This window comes from Arthrobacter sp. 08Y14 (genome assembly GCF_002929455.1).
Taxonomy (GTDB): Bacteria; Actinomycetota; Actinomycetes; order Actinomycetales; family Micrococcaceae; genus Arthrobacter_B; species Arthrobacter_B sunyaminii.
The window spans coordinates 832013-855467 of record NZ_PJIX01000001.1 but is presented as its reverse complement, the minus strand read 5'-3'; the positions used below and the strand labels follow the sequence as shown (position 1 = coordinate 855467).

Sequence of the window (23455 nt, the reverse complement as noted above, 5' to 3'; positions counted from 1 at the left end):
GAAGGCACCCCGGGACGCCTAGATTGGCTGACATGACTGAAGCGAATATCACAGGCGAACCAGCCGGCGAGACCGCGCTCCTGCAGGAGCTGGCCGAACATCACCATGTAGCAACCACGTTCAACGGCTGGGACGGAACCCGACGCGAGGTTTCCAATGGGACCCTGAAAAAAGTGCTCGGCGCGTTGGGGGTGGCCACGGCAACGGGGGAGGACCTGTCGCAGTCATTGGCTTCGGCACGCCTGCAGGGGTGGCACCAAACACTGCCGGGCGCCGTCGTCGTGCGTGAACACCGCAGCCGAACAGTCCCCGTCCATTTGCCTGCCGGAGTGCACGCGGACGTGCGGATCGTGCTGGAGGACGGAAACCGGCGTGAGCTGGAGTGGCCGGCGGTGCCCGGCGAGGAACTGGACGTTGACGGGACCCTCACCGGCCGCACCCTGATTCCGCTCCCGGAGGACCTTCCACTGGGCTGGCACCGGCTCGAAGTGACTGCCGGGGAGCGACAGGCCGGCACCGTTCTCGTGGTCACGCCGGAACGGCTGACGACGACCGCCGGCCTTGACCGCCACCGGGCCTGGGGACTCATGGCTCAGCTCTACTCGGTACGCTCCTCCCGGTCCTGGGGCATCGGGGATCTGGGCGACCTGGCAGATCTCGCAGCGCTCTCCGGCGGACGCCACGGCGCCGGTTTCCTCCTGACCAACCCGCTGCATGCGGCGGAACCGGTTCCGCCGGTGGAACCCTCGCCGTACCTGCCCACCACGCGCCGATTCTTTAACCCGCTCTACATTCGGGTAGAGGATATTCCCGAATACGGCTATCTTCCGGGAGCAGACCGTGCCCGGGTTGAGGAAGCTGCACGGACCCTCGGGGCGGCCAACCATTCTGCCGAGAACCTGGACCGCAACGCGACCTACGCCGCCAAACTGGCGGCGCTGGAACTAATCTTTGCCGTGCCGCGAAGCATTGCGCGGCAGCAGCAGTTTGAGCGCTTCTGCACACTGGAGGGCAAGGGACTGCAGGATTTCGCTCTGTGGTGTGCGCTGTCCGAGCAGCTGCCGGCAGATGATCCCCAGTGGCAGCAGATTACCGGTCCGGACAGCGAATGGGTCCGGCAGCACCGCTCCGCCTTCACGGAGCGCAGCCGGTTCCATCAGTGGCTGCAGTGGATCTGCGACCAGCAGCTGGAGACAGCCCAGAGTGCCGCCCGGAGCGCCGGCATGGAAATCGGTATTGTCCATGACCTGGCGGTGGGCGTGCACCCTGCCGGAGCAGATGCCTGGATACTGCGCCCGGTCCTGGCTCCCGGAGTGTCAGTGGGTGCTCCGCCGGACATGTTCAACCAGCAGGGCCAGGACTGGAGCCAGCCGCCGTGGCATCCCCGGCGGCTCGCGGACGCGGGCTACCTTCCCTACCGGGACATGTTGCGCACCATTCTCCGCCACGCGGGCGGCATCCGGGTTGACCACATCCTGGGCCTGTTCCGCCTGTGGTGGATCCCGCAGGGTTCAGGGCCCGGCGACGGCGCATACGTGCACTTCGACCACGAGGCGCTGATTGGAATCCTGGTCCTGGAAGCACAGCGCGCCGGTGCCGTGGTGATCGGCGAGGATTTGGGGGTGTTTGAGCCCTGGGTGCAGGAGTACCTCGCCGAGCGCGGCGTGCTCGGCACGTCCATCCTGTGGTTTGAGCACGGCGACGCCGGTCCCCGCCCGCCGGCGGAATACCGGAAGGGCGCCCTGACCTCCGTCAACACCCATGACCTGCCGCCCACTGCCGGTTATCTGGCCGGAGAGCACGTGGACCTGCGAGAGTCCCTGGGGCTTCTGAACCGTCCGGTGGAGGAGGAACGGGCAGCGGATGCTGCGGCCCGGGAGTCCGTCCTGGAGCTGGTTCGCAGCGCCGGGCTGCTGCCTGCTGGGGCCAGCGGTACGGATAACGTCCAGCAGTCCGTGGAGGCACTGCACTCCTTCATCCTCCAGTCGCCGTCCGTGCTCATCGGCGTCGCGCTGGCTGATGCGGTGGGGGAGCGGCGCACCCAAAACCAGCCCGGCACCGGGGACGAGTATCCTAACTGGCGCATTCCGCTTTGCGGCCCGGACGGCAAAGCCGTTCTGCTTGATGATCTGCCGTCCAACGAGCGTTTCAACTCCCTGGCGGACCTGCTCAGGGACGCAATCTGACTTAGCTGTCCGGGGGAACGGCCGAAGAGGTGCATGAACACCTCTTCGGCCGTCCGGCCCGGTACAAAGTGCCGCGTACCGTGCTGATGGTTTCGGATCAGGACTCCAGCTTCATCGCCTTGCGCAGGGTCAACGCGCCGCCGCTCTGCATCACTGCCCGGCGGTAAATCTTCTCGCCGAAGCGCAGCAGTGCGTAGGCCGCGGCCAGGGCGATCGCCAACGACAGGAAGGTCTCCCACAGCGGCACGTCGCCGTTCAGCATCCGTACCGGCATCGCCACGGTGGAGATTACGGGGACGTAGGACGCCGCGACCAGCAACTGTCCCTTGGCGAACAGGCCCGCAAAGAGCGCCGCGATGATGATCGTGAGCACCGGCCCCGAGCTGTTGTTCAGATCCTCGGACCGCGAAGCCATGGAACCGATCATGGCCCAGAGGGAAGCGAGGATCAGGAAGCCGGCCAGGAAGAAGACCAGGAACCAGCCCGAGGCAGGAATGATGGTCCCGGCCAGTTCCGCAGTGTCTGTGAAGTTCAGGGCAAGCAGGGCAGCCCCGGCATAGAGGGCCAGCTGGATCATGGCCAGGACGGTGTTGCCGGCCACCTTGCCGTAGAGCAGCTGCCGAATCGGAATGGCCGTGGCCAGAATCTCCACCACCCGGTTCTGCTTTTCCTCGAGGACCGAGGTGGCGATCGCCATCCCGAAGATGATCGCAGCCATGTAGAACAGGAACCCGAACACGAAGCCGGTGAACTGGGCCATGAACTGGTTTTCCGTGTTTCCGTCCAACAGGGCGGTCTGGAACTCACTGCCTGTCAGCAGTGCCTCTGCGGTGGTCCCGGCGTAGCCGGCGTTGATCTCCAAGGTGTAGGCGCGCAGGGCGTCGGCGATGCCCTGCTGCAGGCCGCCGTCGAGTTCCTCGTTGCCGGTTAGCGTCCAGCCGTCGTAGCCCATCAGGAGTGCGGCGTCGGCCTCCCCGGAACGGACCAGTTCCTCGGCCTGCTCGGGCGAGTCCGCGGAGATCGCCTCAAAACTGGTGTTCCCGTCGTCGGCCTGGCCTGCTTCATTGGCGGCTTCAACAACTTCTTTGGCGGGATTTTCGAGGGCGGTGCTTTGCATCTCGGTCACCGCCACGGTGTATTCGTCGGCGCGGGTGCTCATGTAGGCGTTGAAGACCACGGTGCCCACAATCAGGACCAGCGTGACCAAGGTGGAGATCAGGTAGCTGCGGTCGCGGGCCTTGACCATGACCTCGCGGAGGGTGACGATCGCCCACGGGGGCGTGGGGCGGGAAACGGAGCTCATACTGCGGTCACCTCACGGTAGATTTCGCTCAGGGACGGTCGGATGGGGGCGAACTCCTCTACGGAGCCGCGGGTAAGCGCGGTGGCGAGCAGCCGCTGCCGCGCGTCGTCGTCGTCGAATTCCAGGACGGCAGTGGGACCTGCAACGTCGAGGACGCGTATCCCCGGCTCGTCCCGCACCCAGCCGGCATCCGGGGAAACCGTAATGCGGTGCCGGTTGACTGCCCGGGCACGCAGGGCGTCGCCCGTGCCTGAGGCAATCACCTTGCCCTGCTGCAGGACCACCATGCTGTCGCAGAGCCGGTCCACCAGATCCAGCTGATGGCTGGAAAAGAGCACCGGAACTCCGGCGGAGGTGCGTTCACGCAGCAACTCCACCATGGAATCCACGGCCACCGGGTCCAAGCCCGAGAACGGCTCGTCCAGGATCAGCACATTTGGCTTGTGCAGCAGCGAAGCGGCGATCTGCACCCGCTGCTGGTTGCCCAGGGACAGGGACTCCAGCTTGTCCTTGGTCCGGCCGCCGAGGCCGAACCGCTCCAGCAGGTCCATGGCGCCCTTGCGGGCCTGCGACTGGCTCATCCGGTGCAGCTGACCGAGGTAGATCAGCTGATCCAGGATGGGCTGCTTGGGGTAGAGGCCGCGTTCCTCGGGCATGTACCCGAAGGTCGACCGGGCCAGGGCCGTCAGGGGAGCACCGTCGAGCAGCACCTCGCCGGAGGTGGCGCTCAGGACCCCCATGATCATCCGCATGGTGGTGGTCTTGCCGGCACCATTGGCGCCCACAAAACCGGTCATCTGGCCGGACGGAACATCAAAGCTGACGTTGTCGACCGCCACTTTGTCCCCGAATGTTCGGGTCAGGTTTTGCACCTGCAGCATGGTGGCTGCTCCTTTTCCCGGCCGCGCCGGGCATGGTGGGAATCTTCTCCCTTAACCCTAGGTGCGGCGGGAAGGCGGCGGATCGGCCGTGCGGGTGAACCGTTGCCGGCTAGGAGGAGCTGCGGGCAGCGGGATCCGACGGGTTCTCCCCCGGAAGGATGAGACCGCTTTCATAGGCGAACACCACCGCCTGCACGCGGTCACGAACCTGGATCTTGGCGAGCAGGTTGGAGATATGGGTCTTAACTGTCGCTTCGGCCAGGAACATTTCCCGGGCGATTTCAGCGTTGCTCCGGCCGGCGGCGATTTGGATGAGAACCTCGCGCTCGCGGGAGGTCAGGGTGTCCAGGAGCTTCTGCTGCTCCGTGGGGGGCGTGGCGGGCGTGGCGGGAAGGGACGTTCCAGCTGCCCTTTCCTCAGAGCCGGACTCAGACTTGGACTCGGACTCGGACTCGAGCGAGCGGGCGAACCGCTCGATCACGCGGATGGTGACTTCCGGAGCCAGCAGGGCATGGCCGCAGGCGACGGCGTGCACTGCCGCCACCAGGTCATCGGGGTCCGCATTCTTCAGCAGGAAACCGCTCGCGCCGGCCCGGATGGCATCGAAGAGGTAATCCTCGCGTTCGAAAGTGGTCAGGATGATGACCTTGGCCGTGCCGGCGCGCACCACCTGTTCCGTGGCGCGGATTCCGTCCAGAACCGGCATCTGCACGTCCATCAGAATGACATCCACCGGGTTTGCGGCGGCAAATTCCACCGCTTCGGCGCCGTTGGCCACCTGGCCCACCACATGGATCTCGTCCTCGACGGAGAGCATCATCGCGAAGCCGGCCCGCACCAGGGCCTGGTCGTCAGCGAGCAGTACGTGAATTGGTTTCATGGTGTCCCTCATCCCCCGGCAACGAGCTTAGCGGGCTTTCCTCCCGCCGCACGGAATCTCAACGCTGTGTGAAGCGGACGCGTACCCGCCACCCGCCGCCGGGCCGGGGTCCAATCTCCGCAGTGCCGCCGTGCAGGGCCGCCCGCTCCCGGATTCCCCGCAGCCCGAATCCGGAGCCGGGCTGTCCACCCGTCCGGGGAAGGCCGTCGTCGACCGTTTCCACCTCGAGCCAGCGCACGCCGTCGCTCGAGCCGCTGCGCAGGGCAACGACGGCGGTACCGGCGGTGGAATGGCGGCGCACGTTGGCGAGGGATTCCTGCACGGTGCGGTAGACGGACAGCGCCAGCGGAGCCGCGACGGCGTCGAGCGCCCCCGGAGTGTCTTCCACCCGGGTGAAAGTCACCTGCAGTCCGTTGGCCAGATGTTCGGCCACCAGCGCATCCAGGTCCGCAAGGCCCGGTTCCGGCCGGCGATGGGCGCCGTCGCCGGCGGGATCGGTCTCATCGCTGGCCCGCAGCACGCCCAGCAGGGAACGCATTTCCTGCACCGCCTCACGGCTCGAATCTTCGATGGTTTGCAGGGCGCCCGCAGCGGTTTCGGGTTTCTTCTCCATCACGCGCCGTGCCGCCCCGGCGTGCACGCCAATGACCGCGATATGGTGCGCGACGACGTCGTGCAGTTCCCGGGCGATCCGCAGCCGTTCGTTCACCACCGCCTGGTGCGCCAGCTCCGCCGACTGGGCGCGCAGCTGCCCTGCCTGTTCAGCGAGACGTTCGCGCTGGTGCGCGCTGCGCCAGGAGGTGAGGCCGAACAGGATGGCTCCGCCGAAAAAGGCGGCATTGATCAGGAATGAGTACACGGCGTAGGAGGCCAGCGGAGGCAATAGACCGCCGTAGGTTTCATCGTCTGCCGGGGCGTTCTCTTTGAGGTTTTCGAGGAAGGAGTCATAGGCGCTGGACACGGTGAAGCCGAGGATCAACCACAGCGCCATTGCCGCGATCACCGCCACCAGTGCCAGCCGAAGCATCCTCCGGTCCCGCGCCCAGGCCACACCCGAGTAGATGGAGGCGAAATACGCGGCTTGAAAAGCGAGCTGGGTGCTGATGGCCGGCATATAGGTGCTCAGGAGAAAGAAAAGCAATGAGGACAACAGCAGGACGCTGATCGGGAAGCGGCGCCGCAGAGCCAGAGGCACCACCATCAGCGCGAGCACCAGATGCTGGAGCCAGAACGGACGGTCCTCCCCGCCCAGGGCGCCGAATCCGCGGCTGGTTTCAAGCGCAATTGCGGCAACCAGAATGACGGCGGCGGTTCCAATGACGTCCCGCCGCACCTGATCCCGCGTAGGCGCCGGACGTTCCCAGTCGTCGTCGTTCTTCTTCCGCAGCCGCTCCCGGATCCAACCGGTGCTTTGGGGCGGGGCGGTTTCGCCTATGGTCGCGCTCTCGATCATGGAACACAGTCTAGGGCGGGACGGCATGTCTTCCGGGGCTAGGCGGGGTCAGCCTTTTCGGCATCGGAGTCATAGTACTTACTGCTGACCCCGTAGTCGGGGTCCAGCTTGGAGCGGGTCATCCGGTGGTCTTCGGGGTTCTTCATGCAGGGGCTGGTGATCACGACGCTCACGTTCCGGCTGCCGTTAAGTTCGGCATGGTCGTAGCGGGCACTCAGCTGCAGGTCCTCGCTGTGATAGCGCATGACGTGGACATCGCCGTTGGTTTCCGGGGCGTTGCGCAACTCGTCGTCCTGGACCCATCCCCCTGTCTCGAGGTGGCTTTTCCATGCGTCCATGGCTCCCTGGGCTGACTCATGATCCGTGAATCTGCCTACCAGCCACCCCAGGGCGCGGGTCTGGGTATTCCAGTTGTCCTCCTGCAAGGGGTCAAGACAGGATTCTTCCTTGAGCTGCTGGACGGCAAGCGGCGATGCCTCACCGCCGAGCGCCAAGAGGTCCGGCAGGATGGTTTCCAGTTCGGGCAGCACCTGGGCGGCGGGACGCGAGGATGCGGTGGACGGATCGGGTGTTCCGGCTTCTGAAATCAAGGTGCAGCCTCCCAGGCTGAAGATCAACAGTGCGGCGGCCGCGAGACGCGGCGATTTCGAGGAACGTTCCTGCATCAGGGGCCTGCACTTTCCACGGGTACCGAGGGCATTTTTTCTCCCGCGTAATTCTGCGGTCTGGTTTGTAATGGACTGTACGTCCACACGCCGCCTTCATCCACGAAGGCTTCATCAGGAACGTACGGAAAAACGGCTTCATTGAGCACCACCCGGCGCATGTTCAGCATGGCCGTTGAGTCCGGTGAGAAGTATTCCTCGTGGCCCGAAACCAACGGGCCGCCCTTGGCGTGGTCTATGAACCCGGATTCCAGCCGCACCACATCCATCTGTTGAGGGTCTCCACCCTGGGAAATGCCGCCGAGGAGCTGCGCCAGCACAATGGGATCGTCCCGGGTCTGGATCCAATATCTGTGGGCTTCCTGGTTTCGGGTGTCTTCCACGCCGTCGACTTCGTTGCCGGCCCCGGAAGGGGCGAGATAGATGATGTTGGTGGAATTGAGTCCTTCGCGTTCAGCGGTCCCCACAAGGGCGGCTCCGGCGCTGTACCCGATGTACGTGCTTCTCGTCTCCGGCGACAACTCAAGGTCAAGGGCTGCGTCGAAGCCGGCAAGAAGAGGTCCGCCGCTTTCGTTGTAGGAGCTGAACCTGTTATCCGGCACCTTGTTGGGAAGATCGGTGCCCTGCCAGTAGAACGAGACATCGTCCGCCCCCCGGTCCGAGGTGATGTTGTCCAGCCGCAGGGAGTAATCCTCCAGAGCCGACAGGTCGCTGCTGGTGCCGGGGACCAGTATGGTGCTGGTTTTAGCGTCCTGCGAAGGAGTGCCGTTCATGGTGACAATACGGCCGTCTCCCTCCAAACTGGCCATCACCACCTGCCGGTTATTCTCCACGGCATTGTCCAGCCCCGTCTTCTTTTTATTGAGTTCGTCCCAGACGGAGCGAAGTGAGGTGTACAGCGCCTGCTCCCCGAGGTTCTGCGCGAAGCTGCTCTTAACCGGTTCCCCTCCCATGGCGGCCATCTGCCGGGTGACCTGTTCGCGCAACCCGGCAGCCGTGACGATATTGGCAAAGGCGCGCTGTTCCATCGGTATGCCGTTCATGTTCCCGAACGTGCCCGGGTACAGGAGCAGCAGCCGCTTTTGTTCCAGGTCCGTCAGATTCAGCCAGGTCTCCCGGATCAGGGCAATGCCTTCCGGCGCCAGAGTTGCGGCGAGGCTGCCCCGCTCGCGGCGGTAACCGTAGCTGCTGACGTTGCCCATGGTCCGCTCGGGATCCCGACCGTGGTGGGGCATCTTGTTTGTCGCAAGGACAAGGGCCGCCTCCGGATTGACCTTGGCCCACTCGCGGAGCTCTTCAGCGTTAAGGTGAAGGATGGAGTCCACCACGGCTTCCGGATCGATTGCGCTGATGTTGTCCAGAGTGGAAGTCAGATGAAGCCAGTCAACCGAGGGGAGTGTTCGGCCGCCAATTGCGGCTGTTACCGGGAGTCCGTCTCCGGTGCCTCCCGTGATACCGGCGAGTTCTGCAGCTGTGCTCGCAGTAAGGCTGTTCCACCTGTCCCGCAGGGACCGGACCCGGTCATTGAAATCCGTCACGGCGCGTTCTGCGGAGTCCTGGTCCTCAGTGCTGGAGTCTTCCGCTTCGGCGGCCGTTCTCAGGAGCCCGGCGCGTTCGGCTTCGAGGGACTCCGATTCGCGCTGCAGCGGCCGCCCGGCCGCCGCAAAATCCTGCACGGCTGCGCAGGCAAAGGACAGCGCCACGGCCCAATCGACTGTGGGATCACGCAGGTCCTTGAGCGCAGCGTAAACCCGGTCCTGGGTGCCGGGGTGGCGATATGCCTGCTGCAGCCCGTTCCAGGCAGCGGATGCAGCATCCAAGATGCTCGGGGTGGTCGACGCCTTGGCCCGCATGTCCTCCACCGCAACAGTGAGGTCAGTCCAGGGGACGTCGATGTGGAGAACCGGGTCGATGGATGCCATGGTGTCAGGCCACGGGGGTTTTCGGCCGGTGCCGTGGCACGGGGGCGGCAAAGTCCGTATTGATGCGGGTGAGAGCCTGATGGGCGCTGTCCATCATCTCCTGGTTGGCTGCGACGAAGGCTTGGGCGGCTTCAGCGACGCTGCCGGCCTTGCGGAACACCAAGCTGGAAACCCGTTGTGCCACATCTTCCCGGGTTCTCCAGAAGTTGGTGAAGGCCTCCGCCACTTCCTGCGCCGTGCCGAACCCGGCCGCGGCGTCGTCGCCCGCCTGCCTGGCAGCGTTAGCTGACTCGTTCAGTGCCGTGCCCTCGACGGCAACGGCCATGAGCACAGCCTGTACGGCTGCTGTGTCAATGTCATAGTTCATGGGCTTGCCCCCTCGTGTGCCCCAGACTCGTGTGCACAGAGTAGGCAGGGACGCTCCGTACCGGCAGCGTAATGCTGCCGGCTGTGGAAAACTTCCGCGGGTCATGTTCTTGTTCTGTTGCTTCCGAGACTGTCCCGGAGCGCTGCGGCGGCTGTGCCGTGGGCAACAGGGATGGTTTACTCCTTAGTAACACTCCTGCCGCTGCTGCGGCCGGGCATCAGCGCGGATGACAGGACTCAATGCATGTTTGTTTCTGAAGCACAGGCGATTCTCCCTGAACTTGTAGCGCTGCGGCGCGAACTCCATCAGGATCCGGAGACCGGGCTCGACCTGCCGCGGACCCAGTCCCGCATCGTTGCTGCGCTGGAGGGCCTGGACCTGGAAATCACTCTGGGGTTGAAGGCCTCGTCCGTAGTGGCCGTGCTACGGGGAGCCGAGCCGGGACCGGCCGTCCTGCTGCGCGGGGACATGGATGCGCTGCCGGTGACCGAACTGACGGACCTGGAATACGCCTCGACCAACGGAAACATGCACGCCTGCGGGCACGACCTGCATGTGGCAGGGCTGGTTGGCGCCGCAAAGCTGCTCTGCGCTCAGCAGCAGGACCTGGCCGGCAGCGTCATCTTCATGTTCCAGCCCGGCGAAGAAGGCCACAACGGAGCCAGCCTGATGATCGATGAGGGAGTGCTCGACGCCGCAGGAGAACGCCCCGTTGCCGCCTACGGGATCCACGTGCGTCCCGGTCCGCTGGGAGTTTTCCGCACCAAGCCGGGCACGCTGATGGCCGGAGCAAACGAGCTGCGCATTACGGTCAAAGGTTCAGGCGGCCACAGTTCCCAGCCGCAGACCGCCGTCGACCCCGTCCCTGCGCTCACGGAGATTGCCTCCGCGCTGCAGACCATGTCCACCCGCCGGTTCTCCGTCTTCGATCCGATTGTCCTCACCGTTACGCAGCTGGAGGCCGGGGACGCCATCAATGTCATTCCGGATACGGCCAGACTGGGTGCGTCCGTGCGCACACTGTCCGAGGAGTCGCTGGACCGGGTGATTGTGGAGTCGAAGGCGCTCGCGGAAGGGATTGCTGCCGCGCACGGTTGCAGCGTCGACGTCGATTTCACCGTCCGCTATCCCGTCACCCGCAACGACGCCGGCCGCACCCGTGAGGCACTTACGGACCTGCGGGGGTTGTTCGGCGAGGACCGGGTGCTGGAGTCCCGGGATCCGTTGATGGGGTCCGAGGATTTCTCCCTGGTGCTGGACGAAATCCCCGGGACCTTTCTGTTCCTGGGTGCCACGCCGCCGTCATTGGATCCTGCAACGGCGGCCTGGAACCACTCGCCGAGGGTGCTTTTCGATGACTCGGTGCTGGGTGACCAGGCCGCCGCACTGGCCCAGCTGGCCTACAACCGCCTGACGTAGGCTTGGCCGCATGTCTCTCGTTTCACGCCTTGCCGCGGCTGCGGCCCGTCCTGCCCCGCCGACGTCGAAACCCCGACGGCTGGGAGCCATCGCCCTGGGTGCGTTCCTGGCGTTTGCCGGAACATCGCACCTGACGTTTGCCCGTTCGGAGTTTCAGGCGCAGGTTCCGGACTGGGTTCCGCTGGATGACGACGCCGTGGTGCTGCTTTCCGGGGTGGCGGAAATCAGTCTTGGCGCGGCGCTGATCCTCCTCCGCAAGCGACGGGTGCCGGTGGGATGGGCTGCGGCGGCGTTCTTTGTGGTGATTTTCCCCGGCAACATTTCCCAGTACGTCACACACACTGATGCTTTTGGCCTGGATACGGATGGCAAGCGTCTGGGCCGGCTGTTCTTCCAGCCCCTGCTGGTGATCTGGGCCCTGTGGTCCACCGGTGCGTGGAAGGCGCTGCGGGACGCGGCGAAGAACTAGCGGCGGGCTGGTCCTTCAGCTGACACTTTTCCGGCCCTCGTTTCGCTCCGGTTTGGGAATTCCCTGCCACTTTGGGAATTCACTGCCGTTTTAAACCGGCAGCGTTTTCCCAAAACGGTCGCCGTTTCCCAAAGTGGAGGGAAATCAGCGCGGGCTCCCAACCTAAGGCCGCACCACGAGGGAAGCTTCAGTCGTCCGCCGCCCGGAGGGCTGAACCCTTGTGGACCGCGTGGCGGTGCGAGGAGTCGCTGCGGACCTTGTACTGCGGCTCGTCCTCGGAGCAGGCCCGGACCCGGCCCATGAACTCGAAGTCAGCGGTATGGATTTCCGTGACTTCGCCGCTAATATCCGATCCCCGGTAGTTCCAGCGAACCTGGTCGCCCACGGCATACCGCGGGTTCGCGTCGGGTGAATTCGTCATAAAACCAGTGTGGGCAGCCGTTTCCCCCACGGCAATGGGTAGCCCACTAAGTTACTGGCCAGTAATATAGCGTCCATGCACCTTCTTTTTCGCACCCTCCTCGTCTTGTTCCGTTCCCGCCGGCGTCCGAAACTGGACTTCTTCGATTCGTCCTCGCTCCCGATGCGGGTGCTTCCCACCGACATCGACATCGCCATGCACCTGAACAACGGCATGTACTTTTCGCTGATGGACCTCGGCCGCTTCGACCTCATGGTCCGCAGCGGATTCTGGGACAGCATGCGGCGCAACGGCTGGAGTCCGGTGGTGGGCAACGAGACGATCAGCTTCCGCAAATCCCTTCAGCTGGGCCAGCGGTACACGATCGAAACCAAGGTCATCGGTTTCGATGACCGCGCCAGCTACATTGAGCAGCGCATGGTGGCCGACGGCGAGATTTACGCACGTGCCTACATTGCCGCACGTTTTGTGTCCAAGAACGGTCCGGTGAGCAACGAAGAGATCTTCAAAGCAGCCGGAGTCCTGCCTCCCTCGGATCTGGAACTGCCCGAGTGGGTTCGGCAGTGGCGGGCCGACGGCGCACTCCCGAGCACCCGCCGACCGGCGCCGCACGCCTGGGCACAGGGGACAAAGAGCTAAGGCTCCGGAGCGGCAAAAGGTGCAGCGGTCATACCGGCGGCGCCCTGCCGCGGCGTAAATTTTCCCTTATGACACTCTCCGTCAACATCTTCCTGAGTCTGGACGGCGTGATGCAGGGCCCGGGTTCACCGGACGAAGACCTGTCCGGAGGCTTTGACCGCGGCGGCTGGCTGGCGCCTTACCTCCATGACCTAACGGTGGGACAGATTGTTAACAGCTGGCTGGCGAGGGCTGATTCGCTGCTCCTGGGCAGGTATACCTACGACATGATGCAACCCTTCTGGGAGCTTGTCACCGACCCGGACGACCCCGTTGCCTACGCCCTCAACCACCTTCCGAAATACCTGGTCTCCTCCACCGTGGAAAACCCGACGTGGCACAACACCCGGGTTCTCCCCGGGGATCCGCTCAATGCCATCGAAGAGTTGAAGCGCGGACGCGGCGAGATTCAGGTTCACGGAAGTCACCGGCTGGCCAGATCACTGCACGATGCCGGAATGGTGGACGAGTTCCGGCTGCTCGTCTTTCCCGTGGTGGTGGGGACTGGAAAGCGTCTCTTTGATGCCGGGTCCGTACCGTCAGGGTTCCAGGTTCTCGAATCGGAAACCCTGGCCAGCGGTACCTTCCACCTGCGGCTGCGGCCGATCCCTTTCGGAACCGCGGATATGGGGCCGCGCATCGGTCTCTAACCGAAGTGCAATAAAGAGTTTCCGCCATGCGATAAAGTTTGCAGGAAAATCTCGGAAGGAAAACTCATGGCCGGAAAAGCCGCCGGTTCCGGCGTGCAGTCAGTCGAACGCGTTTTTGAGCTGCTGGAAATCATTGCAGATGCCGGCGGAGCCGTAACACTGAGCGAACTCTCGGCTTCCACGGATCTGCCGCTTCCCACCATCCACCGGCTGCTCCGGACCCTGGTAACGCTTGGATATGCCCGCCAGCTGCCCAGCCGGCGCTACACCTTGGGTCCTCGCCTCATCCCGTTGGGGGAAGGGGCAACAAAACAGCTGGGATCCCTTGCCCTTCCCCAGCTCAAGAAGCTGGTCGACGGGCTCGGAGAGACGGCCAACATCGCGGTGCTGGACTCAGACATGGTGGTCTACTTGGCGCAGGTCCCGTCCCAGCACTCGATGCGGATGTTCACCGAGGTGGGCCGCCGGGTGCACCCCCATGCCACCGGTGTCGGCAAGGCCATCCTGGCGCAGCTGCCTGACGACAAGGTGCGCGACATCGTCGCCCGCAGCGGGATGCCGACACCCACCGACAAGACCATCGGGACCGTGGATGAGCTGCTGGCTGACCTCCAGCGGATCCGCAAGCGTGGATATGCCATCGACGAACAGGAACAGGAGCTGGGCGTGCGCTGTTTCGCCATCGCCGTGCCGGATGCTCCCACGCCCACTGCGGTCTCTGTTTCCGGACCCATCTCCCGGGTGGATGAAAGTTTTGCCAAGCGTGCTGTTCCGCTGCTGCGCTCTGCCGCCACATCCATTTCCCAGGAGTTCAACGGCCAAGAGCCCGGCTAGAGGCCACTGCGTCCACAAAGAGCGTCCACACAGAAAGGGCGGAGCCGCGTGCGCGGCTCCGCCCTTTCTGCGGGACGTATTTTGCTGTTAGTGCTGTGACTCGCGTGAGCGGCCGGAAACCAGCATGACCGCCGGAATCATGAGCAGAAGCAGCGGGATGAGCACTGCCAGAACCTTCGGGGAAGTAACGATTTCGCCCGGGGTCATGGCCGTGGTGCTGGCCCGCATTGTGTCGGCGCCGTCGGAGATTTCCCCGTTGCCGTCGGCCAGGGTTGTGCTGCCCTCGGCCAGCTTGGTGTTGCCTTCGGCCAGTTCAGCGGCGCCGTCCTTCAGGTCACCCGTTCCTGCGGTGAGCGTCTTGCCGCCCTCATCCAGCTTGACGGTGCCGTCGGCAAGCGAGCCGCTGCCGGACACCAGCTTGCTGGTGCCTTCGGCCAGAGTGGTTGCCCCGGTAGCCAGTTTGTCGTTGCCTTCCGAGAGCGTCACCGCGCCGGTCTCAAGGGTGCTCAAGCCGGTGGAGAGGGTCTGCGCGCCGGTGGCGAGCTTGTCTGCACCGGCAACCAGTTCCGGTGTCTTGGCGGCCAGCTCGGATGCTCCGGCGTTGAGCTTGTTGGCGCCCTCTGCAATGGCACCGTTGCCTGATGCCAGCGATCCGGCACCTGCCCGGAGCGTGGCCAGACCGGTGGAGAGTTCCCCGGTTCCTGCGTAAAGCGTTTCAGCACCCGCCGTGAGGACACCCGCACCGGTAGCCAGCTGGGTGGCGCCTGTTTCCAGGGCCTTGGTGCCCGTCGCCAGAGCGGTTGCACCGGCATTCAACGTGCCCGCACCGTTAGCGATGGTTCCGTTGCCGGCGGCAATGCTGCCGGCACCCGCGCGCAGCGTGGCAAGTCCAGTGGAGAGGTCTGACGCTCCGGTGGAAAGCTCCGTTGCACCGGCATTCAGCGCTCCGGCACCTGCAGCGAGCTGACCTGCACCTGCGGAGAGGAGCGGGGTGCCGGCCGCGAGGGTCTGGGCCCCGGTGTCCAGCTGTCCGGCACCGGCAGCAAGCTTTCCGTTGCCGTCGGCCAGATCAGCGGATCCGTTCTCCAAAGCGCCGGTTCCGGCAGCCAGGTCGGCAACACCGGTTTCGAGCGCACCGGCTCCGTCAACAAGCTGCTTCGCCCCGCCCTGCAGCTGCAGGGAACCCGCGGCAAGCGCTGCGGCACCGTCGGCCACGCCCTTGGCTCCGTTGCGCAGACCCGGTTCCTCCGGCGTGCCCTGGCCGTCGAAACCGGCCTTGATGGCGAGGATGCCGTTGTTCAGCGCCTCGGCGCCGGCGGCAACCTGCATTCCGCCGTCCCGTACGCCGGGGACTCCGGCAGCCACGGCCGCTGCGCCTGCACCCGCATCCACGGCGCCGGCACGAACCTGCTCCAGCCCGTCCTTGAGCTGGGTGTTGTAGGCATTGCTGAAATCGGTGGCACCGGCGGCGATGCCGTCCACGCCGGCCTTGGTTCCCTGCGCCTGTGCCGTGATGGCCGTCAGGCGCTCGGCAAGCTGAGCTTCGGTCAGCGACGGTGCATCCTGCTGCAGCTGCTGCAGCTGGGCCACCATGTTTGCTGCGGCTGCGGACGCGCTGGACGCGCCGCCTGCCACCGTATCGGCGCTGCTTGCCAGGACGGCTGCTCCGCCGTTGACCAGGGGAATCCCGGCTGCGAGTTCTGCAGCACCGTCACGCAGCAGCGGTCCGCCGTTGACCAGGGCGTTGATGCCGTTGGAGAGGTTCCGTGCGCCCGCGGCCAGTTCGGCTGAGCCGTTTGCAGCCGTGTTGACGCCGTCGCTGAGAGCCGCCGCTCCCGCATTCACCCGGTTGGCGCCGGCCAGCAGCGCCTCGGTGCCCGCCACCGCAGATCCGGTTCCTTCGTACAGGGCCACTGCGCCTACGCGGAGATCGCCGGCGCCCTTGGCCAGCTTGGAGGCGCCTGCGTTTACCCTGACAGCACCTTCTGCCAGCTCCTCGGCTCCAACCTTGGCCGACTGCGCTCCGTCGTTGAGGTTCTTGGTGCCTGCGGCGAGCTGCTGTGCTCCTTTGTCAGCATCCTCGGCACCGGTTTTCAGCTTGGCGCTGCCGTCGGTGAGAGCAGAGGCGCCGTCGGCAAGGGCCCCGGCGCCGCCGGAAATCTTGTCGGCGCCGTCTTTGGCGGCTCCGGCGCCCACGGTCAGCTTGTCGGCACCGTCTTTGGCGGCAAGGGCCCCCTTGTTGAGGTCCCCGGCTCCGGCGGCCACTTGGCCCGCTCCGGTATTGGCGGCTTTGGCGCCGTCGCGGAGCTTCACGCCGCCGTCGTTCAGCGCCTTGGCCCCGCCCACAATCTGTCCCGCTCCGTTGCGAAGTGCAAGACCGCCGTCGTTGAGCTTTACGGCACCGGCGTTAAGCGCACCGGCACCTTCAGCGGCGCTCAGCGCTCCCTTGTTCAGTTCCCCCGAACCGGCAGCAAGCTGCTGCGCACCGTCGGAAGCGCGGGCCGCACCGTCGCGAAGCTGGATGCCGCCGTTGGCGAGCTGGCCTGCACCCGCGTTGGCCGTTCCCGCGCCAGCGGCGATCTTCAGCGCTCCGTCGGCTGCCGATACAGCGCCGGTCTGAAGCTTTACCGCTCCCTCATCCAGGGCCACGGCGCCGTTCTTCAGGGACGTGGCACCGGTCTTGGCGCTGGCGATGCCGTCAGCCAGGGTGTTGGCACCGGCGTCGACCTTCTCGCTGCCCGCGGCAACCTTGTCGGCACCTTCCCGGGCTTTGGCGGCTCCCTCTTTCAGATCACCGGCACCGGTCGACGCGCGCACGGCACCGTCACTGAGCTGGCTGGCCCCCGCAGCAACCCTGCTGGTGAACAGCACAAAGAAAGCCAGGAGGAGGATGAGGAACAAAGCCAGCAGAGCTGTTAGAAGGGCATGCGGCCGGGAACGGTTCCGGCCGGAAAGAGAACTCGTCATTGAAATTCCTTTGTGGTCATAAGCCGGTCCGATAACCGGACAGGCAGCGAGGAGTGCGCCGGTGGGCCCTCGATTTCGGTCGTGCCGGACCGAAAGCGCCGCTGCTCTGATGACGAATTCCCCCGACACGAGTGTGATGTCTGTTACATCTAACTTACTGCTCGGTAACAAAGCAAGGATTCTGGTGAAAAAAGTTACCGGCCAGTAGGTTGCGGATTTTCGGTCTGTCGGATAACCGGCTGGCGGCGTGTCACGGTCTTCCGCAGGCCGGCATGGGGAATGCTGGCTGACACAGCAGTTAAGCACGTGCCGCAGCACCACAAGGGAGTTATGGATGAGCTGGCTCGACCGTGAAAACACCATCGCCCCGCCGGGATTCAACCGGTGGCTAATCCCTCCCGCGGCTCTGGCCGTCCACCTGTGCATTGGTCAGGTGTATGCAACGAGCGTCTACAAGAACGCCCTGGTGGAACACTTTGACGCCAGCCTGACCCAGATCGGCATCATCTTCTCGGTGGCGATTGTCATGCTCGGCCTCTCCGCCGCCGTCATGGGGACCTGGGTTGACCGCAACGGGCCGCGCAAGGCGATGTTCGTCTCCGCTGTCTTCTGGACCGGCGGCTTCCTAGTGGGCGCACTCGGCATCTTTACTCACCAACTCTGGCTGCTCTACATCGGGTATGGAGTCATTGGCGGCATCGGGCTGGGCATCGGCTACATTTCTCCGGTCTCCACTCTGATCAAATGGTTCCCCGACCGTCCCGGGCTGGCAACGGGGATGGCCATCATGGGGTTTGGCGGCGGCGCACTGATCGCCAGCCCGCTCTCCTCGGCACTGCTGACCTTCTACGATCCCGATTTCGGAACTGCCGGAGCGAACGCCGGCGACGCCGTCGGGAAACTTTTCCTGACCCTCGCCGCCATCTATCTCGTATATATGCTCTACGGGGCATTGACCATCCGGGTGCCGGCGGATGGCTGGGCGCCGGAAGGGTTCGATCCAAAAACAGTTGCGTCCAAGGCACTGGTCACCACAAACCACGTGTCTGCAGCCAATGCGATCAAGACCCGGCAATTCTGGCTGGTTTGGATTGTCCTGTTCTGCAACGTCACAGCCGGAATCGGCATCCTGGAACAGGCCGCGCCCATGATCCAGGACTTCTTCCGCCAGCCCGACGGCGTTTCCCTCGTCAGCGCGGCGGTCGCCGGAGGCTTTGTGGGCCTGCTTTCCATCGGTAACATGGGCGGCCGCTTTGTCTGGTCCGCCACTTCCGACGTGATCGGGCGAAAGCGCATCTACATGGTGTATCTGGGAGCAGGAGCAGTGCTCTACCTGATGCTCGCCCTGTTCGGGAACACATCGACCATCCTGTATGTTCTCTTGGCCTTTGTAATCCTCTCCTTCTACGGCGGCGGCTTTGCCACGGTTCCCGCCTACCTGCGGGACCTGTTCGGCACCTTCCAGGTGGGCGCCATCCACGGACGGCTGCTGACGGCATGGTCCGCTGCAGGCATCGCCGGACCGCTGATCGTGAACTCGTTCCTTGATGCCCAGGGGACACCCGGGGAACTGAACGCCGAGGCCTACCAGCCGGCACTGCTCACAATGGTGGCCCTGCTGGTAATTGGCTTCATTGCCAACCTCTTGGTGCGCCCGGTCGATTCCAAGCACCACGAACCGGACAAGCATCAGAAGGTCAGGGGCGCGGGCAGCGGGGGAAATGCCGGCAAGCCGGACACCGCCAAACTGGAGGAGGATCACAAGTGAGTAAGACAAGTATCCGGATCACCGTGAGTTGGCTCCTGGTGGGTGTGCCGCTGGCCTACGGAGTCTTCCAAACCCTGTCCCGGGCTGCTGCCCTCTTCGGCTGACGCCCGGCACGCTGTTGGGGCATTTCCCGCCGCCACTGCGCCGAAGGGGGTGTGTTGGCGGCCGGAGCGGTGTCACGATGGGGGACCAAGCCACTCAACAGTTCCGCTCCGGCCCCGGCCGGCTCCGCGGAGAAAAGGAGTATGACGTGTTGGCACTTCAATACCGCACAATTGGTTCGGCGCCTGAGGTCGTGGAAATCGAGACTCCCGAGCCCGGCCCGGGGCAGGTCCGCATCAAGGTGAGCGCTGCCGGTGTCTGCCATTCCGATGAGTTCATCATGAGCCTGCCCGATGACCAGTATGTGTACGGCAGGCCGCAGACCCTTGGCCACGAAGGCGCCGGAGTGGTGGACATGCTGGGCGACGGCGTGGAGCACCTGGAGCTGGGAACATCGGTGGCGGTCTACGGCCCGTGGGGCTGCGGACAATGTTATGAGTGTTCCAAAGGCAGCGAAAACTACTGCACCAATGCTGCCCGCTACGGCATTGTTCCGCCGGGGCTGGGCGCGCCCGGAGCCATGGCGGAATACATGATTGTGGACAGTCCCCGGCATTTGGTTCCCCTGGGTGACCTGGATCCGGTGAAGAACGTGTCCCTGACCGACGCGGGGCTGACGCCCTATCACGCGATCAAGGGTTCACTGGCCAAACTGCATGCCGGTGCCACCTGTGTGGTGATCGGCGTGGGTGGTTTGGGGCACGTGGCAGTGCAGCTGCTGCGTGCGATGACCCCGGCCACGGTGGTTGCCCTGGACATCAGTGAGGACAAACTGAACCTGGCCACGGAAGTGGGAGCCCACTACACGTTCCCGTCCGAGCAGGGAACGGTGGCTCTGGTCCGGGACCTGACCCGCGGTGAAGGGGCCAACGTGGTATTCGACTTTGTCGCCAACCAGGCCACCATGGACCTGGGCCAGGCCATGATCCGGCCGCAGGGGGACCAGGTCCTGGTTGGTGTGGGCGCCGGAGTGCTGCCCGTCGGACTGATGGCCGGTGCCTGGGAGGCATCCATCCGTTCGCCGTACTGGGGCACCCGGCCTGAACTGATTGAAGTCTTCGATTTGGCCCGGTCCAGCGGGATCAACGTGCACACCGAGGTTTTCTCCCTCGCCGATGCACCGAAGGCCTACGAAAAACTCAAGAACAACCAGATCCTGGGCCGCGCCGTCGTCGTTCCCTAGCTTGCCCTTTTCCTACCGCGCGGCAGCGGGGGATAGGCCTGCAAACACGCGTGCCTGGGCTAGCAGCTGCGGAACGCCGTCCTCCAGTGTCGGCGCGAACAGGGTGTCGTTGGGACGCTCTCCTTTGAGCCATCGGGTGTAGATCGCTTCGCAGAAGATTGAGGCCTTCCACAGGGCCAGCGCCTGATACCAGGGGAGGGCGTCCAGGGACAGGGTGGTTTGTTCCTGGTAGCGGGAAATTAGCTGGCCGCGCGTCAGATAGCCCGGATTACGGGTGACGGCGGTCAGCTCCAGCGGGCTGGGCGGGCTGTCCGGCTGTGCGTACGTTGCGGTCAGGTAGCCCAGATCGGCCAGGGGATCGCCCACTGCCGCCATCTCCCAGTCCAGGACGGCAGTAACGCGTGCCGGCGCCGATGGATGGAACATCAGGTTTCCGGGGCGGTAATCCCCGTGCAGCACCGAGGCCTGCTGGCTGGCTGGCAGGTTGTCGGCCAGCCAATTCCCCAGCAGGGCAACGTCGGGCAGGGAGCGGGTGGTGTTGATGTCCCAGAGCGCGGAGAAACGTTCCACCTGCCGGCGCAGGTAACCGTCGGCACGGCCGAAGGATGCCAGGTCGCCGGTCGCCACGTCCACCGCGTGCAGCTGAACCAGGGTATCGACGACGGCGTTGCTGGTGGCCAGCCGCTGTTCGGCAGAACTCAGGGCCGGTGGAATGGTGTTGGTGATGACCAGACCTTCCAGGAAAGTCATCACGTAGAACGGCACGCCCAGGACGGACTCGTCCTCGCACACTGCAAGGATGGCGGGAACCGGAATGCCGCGGCCCCGCAGGAGCTGCTGGATCCGCGCTTCGCGGACCATGTCATGCGTTGAACGGGGCAGGGGCGGCCGCGGGCCTCGGCGGAGGACAAACACGTCGCCGCCTCGCTCCAGCCGATACGTGATGTTGGACTGTCCGTCGCCAATCTGAGCCCAGGACAGGGGGCCGGAGCCGAGGTTGTGGCTGTCGAGGAAATCTGTGACTGCGTCCAGGATCAGCAACGGAGGCGAAGCGAGCGCGGCGGCCTCAGCCGAGGTCGCCACCACCTCGCTGCCGTCAGGGACCGAGTGCATGGAAGCTGCGGTGACAGCCATGCCTAGGCTTCCGTGGAACTGTAGGCCGCAGCGGTGTCCACGGAAGCCTGGAACGGCGCTCCCGCTTCCACCTCGCGCCGCCGGGCAGCGGATGCCCGCCTTGCAATCGCCCACTTGTGCGTTTCGTTGGACCCGTCGTAGATGCGGAAGGCCCGCACCTCGTTAAGGTAGGACGCCAGCGGCAGGCGGTCGGAAACCCCGTCGCCCCCGCACAGCTGCAATGAGCGGTCGATCACCCGGTACACAGCCTCGGAGGTGTGTGCCTTGGCCACCGATGAGAGCGCCGAGCCGGCCTTCGCATCGGCTTCCAGCAGGGCGGCCGTTTTGGTGATGATCGCATCGGACGTTTCCAGGTCCATCACGTTCAGCGCCAGCATGTCCTGGGCAATGCCGAGTTCATGCATGGCGGAGCCAAAAATCTCGCGGGTGTTGGTGCGGTCCAGGGCAATATCCATTGCCCGCCGGGCCAGCCCGAGCCAGCGCATGCAGTGCGTCAGCCGCGCCGGACCCAGCCGGACCTGCGCATAGCGGAAGCCCTCTCCGGGCGAACCCAGAACGGCAGAGTCCGGAACAAAGACGTCCTCAAAGTGCAGATGGGGATGTCCGCCGCCAATGGCGCGGTCCATGGTGGAGATTTGTTCGCCGATGCGGACGCCGGGGGTGTCCATGTCCACCAGCAGCATGGTGGCTCCGGCCGGGGCGGGGGAGGAGGCGCCGTCGGCCGTGGCCTCGATTGCCGGCGTGCGCACCATGGCGATGCAGAAGGACGCATTGTTGGCGCCGCTGATAAAACGTTTGTGGCCGTTGATGACCCAGCCGCCGTCAGCCTTCTCCGCCGAGGTCCGCAGCGCAGCCGGATCCGATCCGGCGCCCGGATGCGGTTCGGTCATCCCAAAGCAGGAACGCGCAGCACCGGAGACGAGGGGACGCAGATACTGCTCCTTCTGTGCCGGCGTGCCGATGAGTTCGAGCATGTGCATGTTGCCCTCATCCGGTGCCTGGCAATTGAGCACCGTGGGGCCGATCAGTGAATAGCCCGCCTCCTGGAAGATGGGGGACCAGAACTGCAGGGGAACACCCTGTCCGCCGTATTCCCGCGCCACATGAGGAGCGAACACGCCGGCGTTCCTGGCGGCTGCCTGCAGGCGGTCCCGTTCATTCTCCGACAGTCGGTCCCCCGGAGCGGGCTCCGCCGGCATGACCACAGTGCGGATAAAGTCCCGGGTGCGCAAGCGCAGGTCTTCGATGTCCGGGGGGAGAGTATTCATTCGGTGTCCTTTGCGTGGCTTATGCGTTGCCGCCGGCAGCCAGCAGGCCGCCGTCGAGGTTCAGGATTTGGCCGGTGATCCAGGCTGCGTCATCGGAGGCGAGGAAGGCGGCTGCGGCCGCCACGTCTTCCGGGGTGCCCAGCCTGCCCAGCGGGTACGCAGCAGCCACTTGTTCTTCCCGCCCCTCATAGAGCGCCCGGGCAAACTGCGTCTTGACCACGGCGGGAGCCAGTGCGTTGACCCGGATGGCCGGGCCAAGCTCCACGGCCAGGGAACGGGTGAGCTGCTCAATGGCGGCCTTGCTGACCCCGTAGAAGCTGATGCCCGGAGACGGCGTTTGGGCGCTGACCGAGGACAGGTTGATCACGGAACCGCCACGGCCGGCAAAATCGAGCTTCTCGTGGTGATAGGCGGCCTGCACCCAGCCGAGGGTGCCGTACAGGTTGACATCGGTGATCTTGCGGGCGGCCTCGGGCTCCAGATCCATTAGCGGACCGTAGACCGGGTTGATGCCGGCATTGTTCACCAAAATGTCCAGCCGGCCGAATTCCGCTGCCACTGTGTCCAGTACTTCGGCCCGGTGGTCCGCGTCGTCCGACTTGCCCGCGATGGCAAGAACGGACCCTTCGGGGAACGATGCTGCGGCTTCGGCCAGGGGGCCGGGCTTGCGGGCCGTAATGCAGACGCGGGCGCCTTCAGCCGCCAGCCGGCGGGCCACTGCCAAACCGATGCCGCGGCTGGCACCGGTGATAATGGCCGTTTTTCCCTCCAGCCGGGGGGCGGGAACGCTGTTCTCTGGCATGGAGCTCCTCAGGATGGAACGGGGACCGGCAGGAACCGGACCGACAGCATCGGACCGACAGCATTGGACCGAGCAACCGATCGGTATGGCGCATGGGTATGCT

General features: G+C 65.0%; 20 protein-coding genes. 8 read left to right on the top strand and 12 right to left on the bottom strand.

Translation table 11 applies throughout. The annotated features are described in order from the left end of the window. The first annotated feature begins 32 nt into the window (after nucleotides 1–32). The gene (gene malQ / locus CXR03_RS03995; RefSeq protein ID WP_104102066.1) at nucleotides 33–2186 is read left to right on the top strand and encodes a 4-alpha-glucanotransferase; all 2154 of its coding nucleotides are present in this window, start codon (nucleotides 33–35) and stop codon (nucleotides 2184–2186) included. A gap of 97 nt (nucleotides 2187–2283) precedes the next feature. Here the strand turns inward: malQ and CXR03_RS03990 are convergent, their stop codons facing one another. The 7 genes from CXR03_RS03990 to CXR03_RS03960 all read right to left on the bottom strand — a co-directional run bounded on the left by CXR03_RS03990 (nucleotide 2284) and on the right by CXR03_RS03960 (nucleotide 9657). Further along, nucleotides 2284–3489, bottom strand: coding sequence for an ABC transporter permease (locus tag CXR03_RS03990; RefSeq protein WP_104102064.1), 1206 nt, complete (start codon nucleotides 3487–3489; stop codon nucleotides 2284–2286). Then, entirely contained in the window at nucleotides 3486–4370 is an 885-nt protein-coding gene (locus tag CXR03_RS03985) for an ABC transporter ATP-binding protein (RefSeq protein WP_104053211.1), read from the bottom strand. Before CXR03_RS03985 ends, CXR03_RS03990 begins: the two co-directional genes overlap by 4 nt. A gap of 109 nt (nucleotides 4371–4479) precedes the next feature. Beyond that, nucleotides 4480–5250, bottom strand: a complete 771-nt coding sequence (locus tag CXR03_RS03980; protein WP_104102815.1) for a response regulator transcription factor — start codon at nucleotides 5248–5250, stop codon at nucleotides 4480–4482. 58 nt (nucleotides 5251–5308) lie between these two features. Beyond that, the gene (locus CXR03_RS03975) at nucleotides 5309–6703 is read right to left on the bottom strand and encodes a sensor histidine kinase (protein WP_181034482.1); all 1395 of its coding nucleotides are present in this window, start codon (nucleotides 6701–6703) and stop codon (nucleotides 5309–5311) included. Nucleotides 6704–6741: 38 nt separating this feature from the next. Then, on the bottom strand, nucleotides 6742–7368 hold the full coding sequence (locus tag CXR03_RS03970; RefSeq protein ID WP_104102061.1) for a hypothetical protein: 627 nt from the start codon (nucleotides 7366–7368) through the stop codon (nucleotides 6742–6744). Continuing rightward, nucleotides 7368–9290, bottom strand: a complete 1923-nt coding sequence (locus tag CXR03_RS03965) for a hypothetical protein (protein ID WP_104102059.1) — start codon at nucleotides 9288–9290, stop codon at nucleotides 7368–7370. The genes CXR03_RS03970 and CXR03_RS03965 overlap by 1 nt, the downstream gene beginning before the upstream one ends. A gap of 4 nt (nucleotides 9291–9294) precedes the next feature. After that, nucleotides 9295–9657, bottom strand: a complete 363-nt coding sequence (locus CXR03_RS03960) for a DUF6507 family protein (protein WP_104102057.1) — start codon at nucleotides 9655–9657, stop codon at nucleotides 9295–9297. A gap of 243 nt (nucleotides 9658–9900) precedes the next feature. Between CXR03_RS03960 and CXR03_RS03955 the strand changes: the two genes are divergently transcribed. Continuing rightward, on the top strand, nucleotides 9901–11076 hold the full coding sequence (locus tag CXR03_RS03955; protein WP_104102055.1) for a M20 family metallopeptidase: 1176 nt from the start codon (nucleotides 9901–9903) through the stop codon (nucleotides 11074–11076). Nucleotides 11077–11086: 10 nt separating this feature from the next. Beyond that, a complete protein-coding gene (locus CXR03_RS03950; RefSeq protein ID WP_219816191.1) occupies nucleotides 11087–11545 on the top strand; it encodes a hypothetical protein in 459 nt (152 codons plus the stop codon). Nucleotides 11546–11732: 187 nt separating this feature from the next. Here the strand turns inward: CXR03_RS03950 and CXR03_RS03945 are convergent, their stop codons facing one another. After that, on the bottom strand, nucleotides 11733–11966 hold the full coding sequence (locus tag CXR03_RS03945) for a DUF2945 domain-containing protein (RefSeq protein ID WP_104102054.1): 234 nt from the start codon (nucleotides 11964–11966) through the stop codon (nucleotides 11733–11735). Between the two features lie 75 nt (nucleotides 11967–12041). Between CXR03_RS03945 and CXR03_RS03940 the strand changes: the two genes are divergently transcribed. The 3 genes from CXR03_RS03940 (at nucleotide 12042) to CXR03_RS03930 (ending at nucleotide 14128) form a co-directional block, all read left to right on the top strand. After that, nucleotides 12042–12605: an acyl-CoA thioesterase gene (locus CXR03_RS03940; protein WP_104102052.1), complete on the top strand. Its 564-nt coding sequence runs from the start codon at nucleotides 12042–12044 to the stop codon at nucleotides 12603–12605. Nucleotides 12606–12673: 68 nt separating this feature from the next. After that, entirely contained in the window at nucleotides 12674–13294 is a 621-nt protein-coding gene (locus CXR03_RS03935; RefSeq protein WP_104102050.1) for a dihydrofolate reductase family protein, read from the top strand. Nucleotides 13295–13360: 66 nt separating this feature from the next. Continuing rightward, on the top strand, nucleotides 13361–14128 hold the full coding sequence (locus CXR03_RS03930) for an IclR family transcriptional regulator (RefSeq protein WP_104102048.1): 768 nt from the start codon (nucleotides 13361–13363) through the stop codon (nucleotides 14126–14128). A gap of 87 nt (nucleotides 14129–14215) precedes the next feature. On the opposite strand, the gene CXR03_RS03925 is transcribed toward CXR03_RS03930, so the two are convergent. Then, nucleotides 14216–17095, bottom strand: coding sequence for a hypothetical protein (locus tag CXR03_RS03925; RefSeq protein WP_181034481.1), 2880 nt, complete (start codon nucleotides 17093–17095; stop codon nucleotides 14216–14218). A gap of 334 nt (nucleotides 17096–17429) precedes the next feature. Between CXR03_RS03925 and CXR03_RS03920 the strand changes: the two genes are divergently transcribed. Together CXR03_RS03920 and CXR03_RS03915 are read left to right on the top strand one after the other, a co-directional pair. Beyond that, nucleotides 17430–18863, top strand: a complete 1434-nt coding sequence (locus CXR03_RS03920) for an OFA family MFS transporter (RefSeq protein ID WP_104102812.1) — start codon at nucleotides 17430–17432, stop codon at nucleotides 18861–18863. A 250-nt stretch (nucleotides 18864–19113) separates the two neighbouring features. Beyond that, the gene (locus CXR03_RS03915; RefSeq protein ID WP_104102810.1) at nucleotides 19114–20148 is read left to right on the top strand and encodes an NAD(P)-dependent alcohol dehydrogenase; all 1035 of its coding nucleotides are present in this window, start codon (nucleotides 19114–19116) and stop codon (nucleotides 20146–20148) included. Between the two features lie 12 nt (nucleotides 20149–20160). Here the strand turns inward: CXR03_RS03915 and CXR03_RS03910 are convergent, their stop codons facing one another. From CXR03_RS03910 to CXR03_RS03900, 3 genes are read right to left on the bottom strand one after another with little or no spacing between them, the layout of a single operon-like run. Continuing rightward, entirely contained in the window at nucleotides 20161–21282 is a 1122-nt protein-coding gene (locus CXR03_RS03910) for a phosphotransferase family protein (protein ID WP_258073476.1), read from the bottom strand. Between the two features lie 2 nt (nucleotides 21283–21284). Continuing rightward, the gene (locus CXR03_RS03905) at nucleotides 21285–22550 is read right to left on the bottom strand and encodes an acyl-CoA dehydrogenase family protein (RefSeq protein ID WP_104102045.1); all 1266 of its coding nucleotides are present in this window, start codon (nucleotides 22548–22550) and stop codon (nucleotides 21285–21287) included. A gap of 19 nt (nucleotides 22551–22569) precedes the next feature. Then, the gene (locus CXR03_RS03900) at nucleotides 22570–23352 is read right to left on the bottom strand and encodes an SDR family oxidoreductase (protein ID WP_104102044.1); all 783 of its coding nucleotides are present in this window, start codon (nucleotides 23350–23352) and stop codon (nucleotides 22570–22572) included. Between the last annotated feature and the right edge of the window lie 103 nt (nucleotides 23353–23455).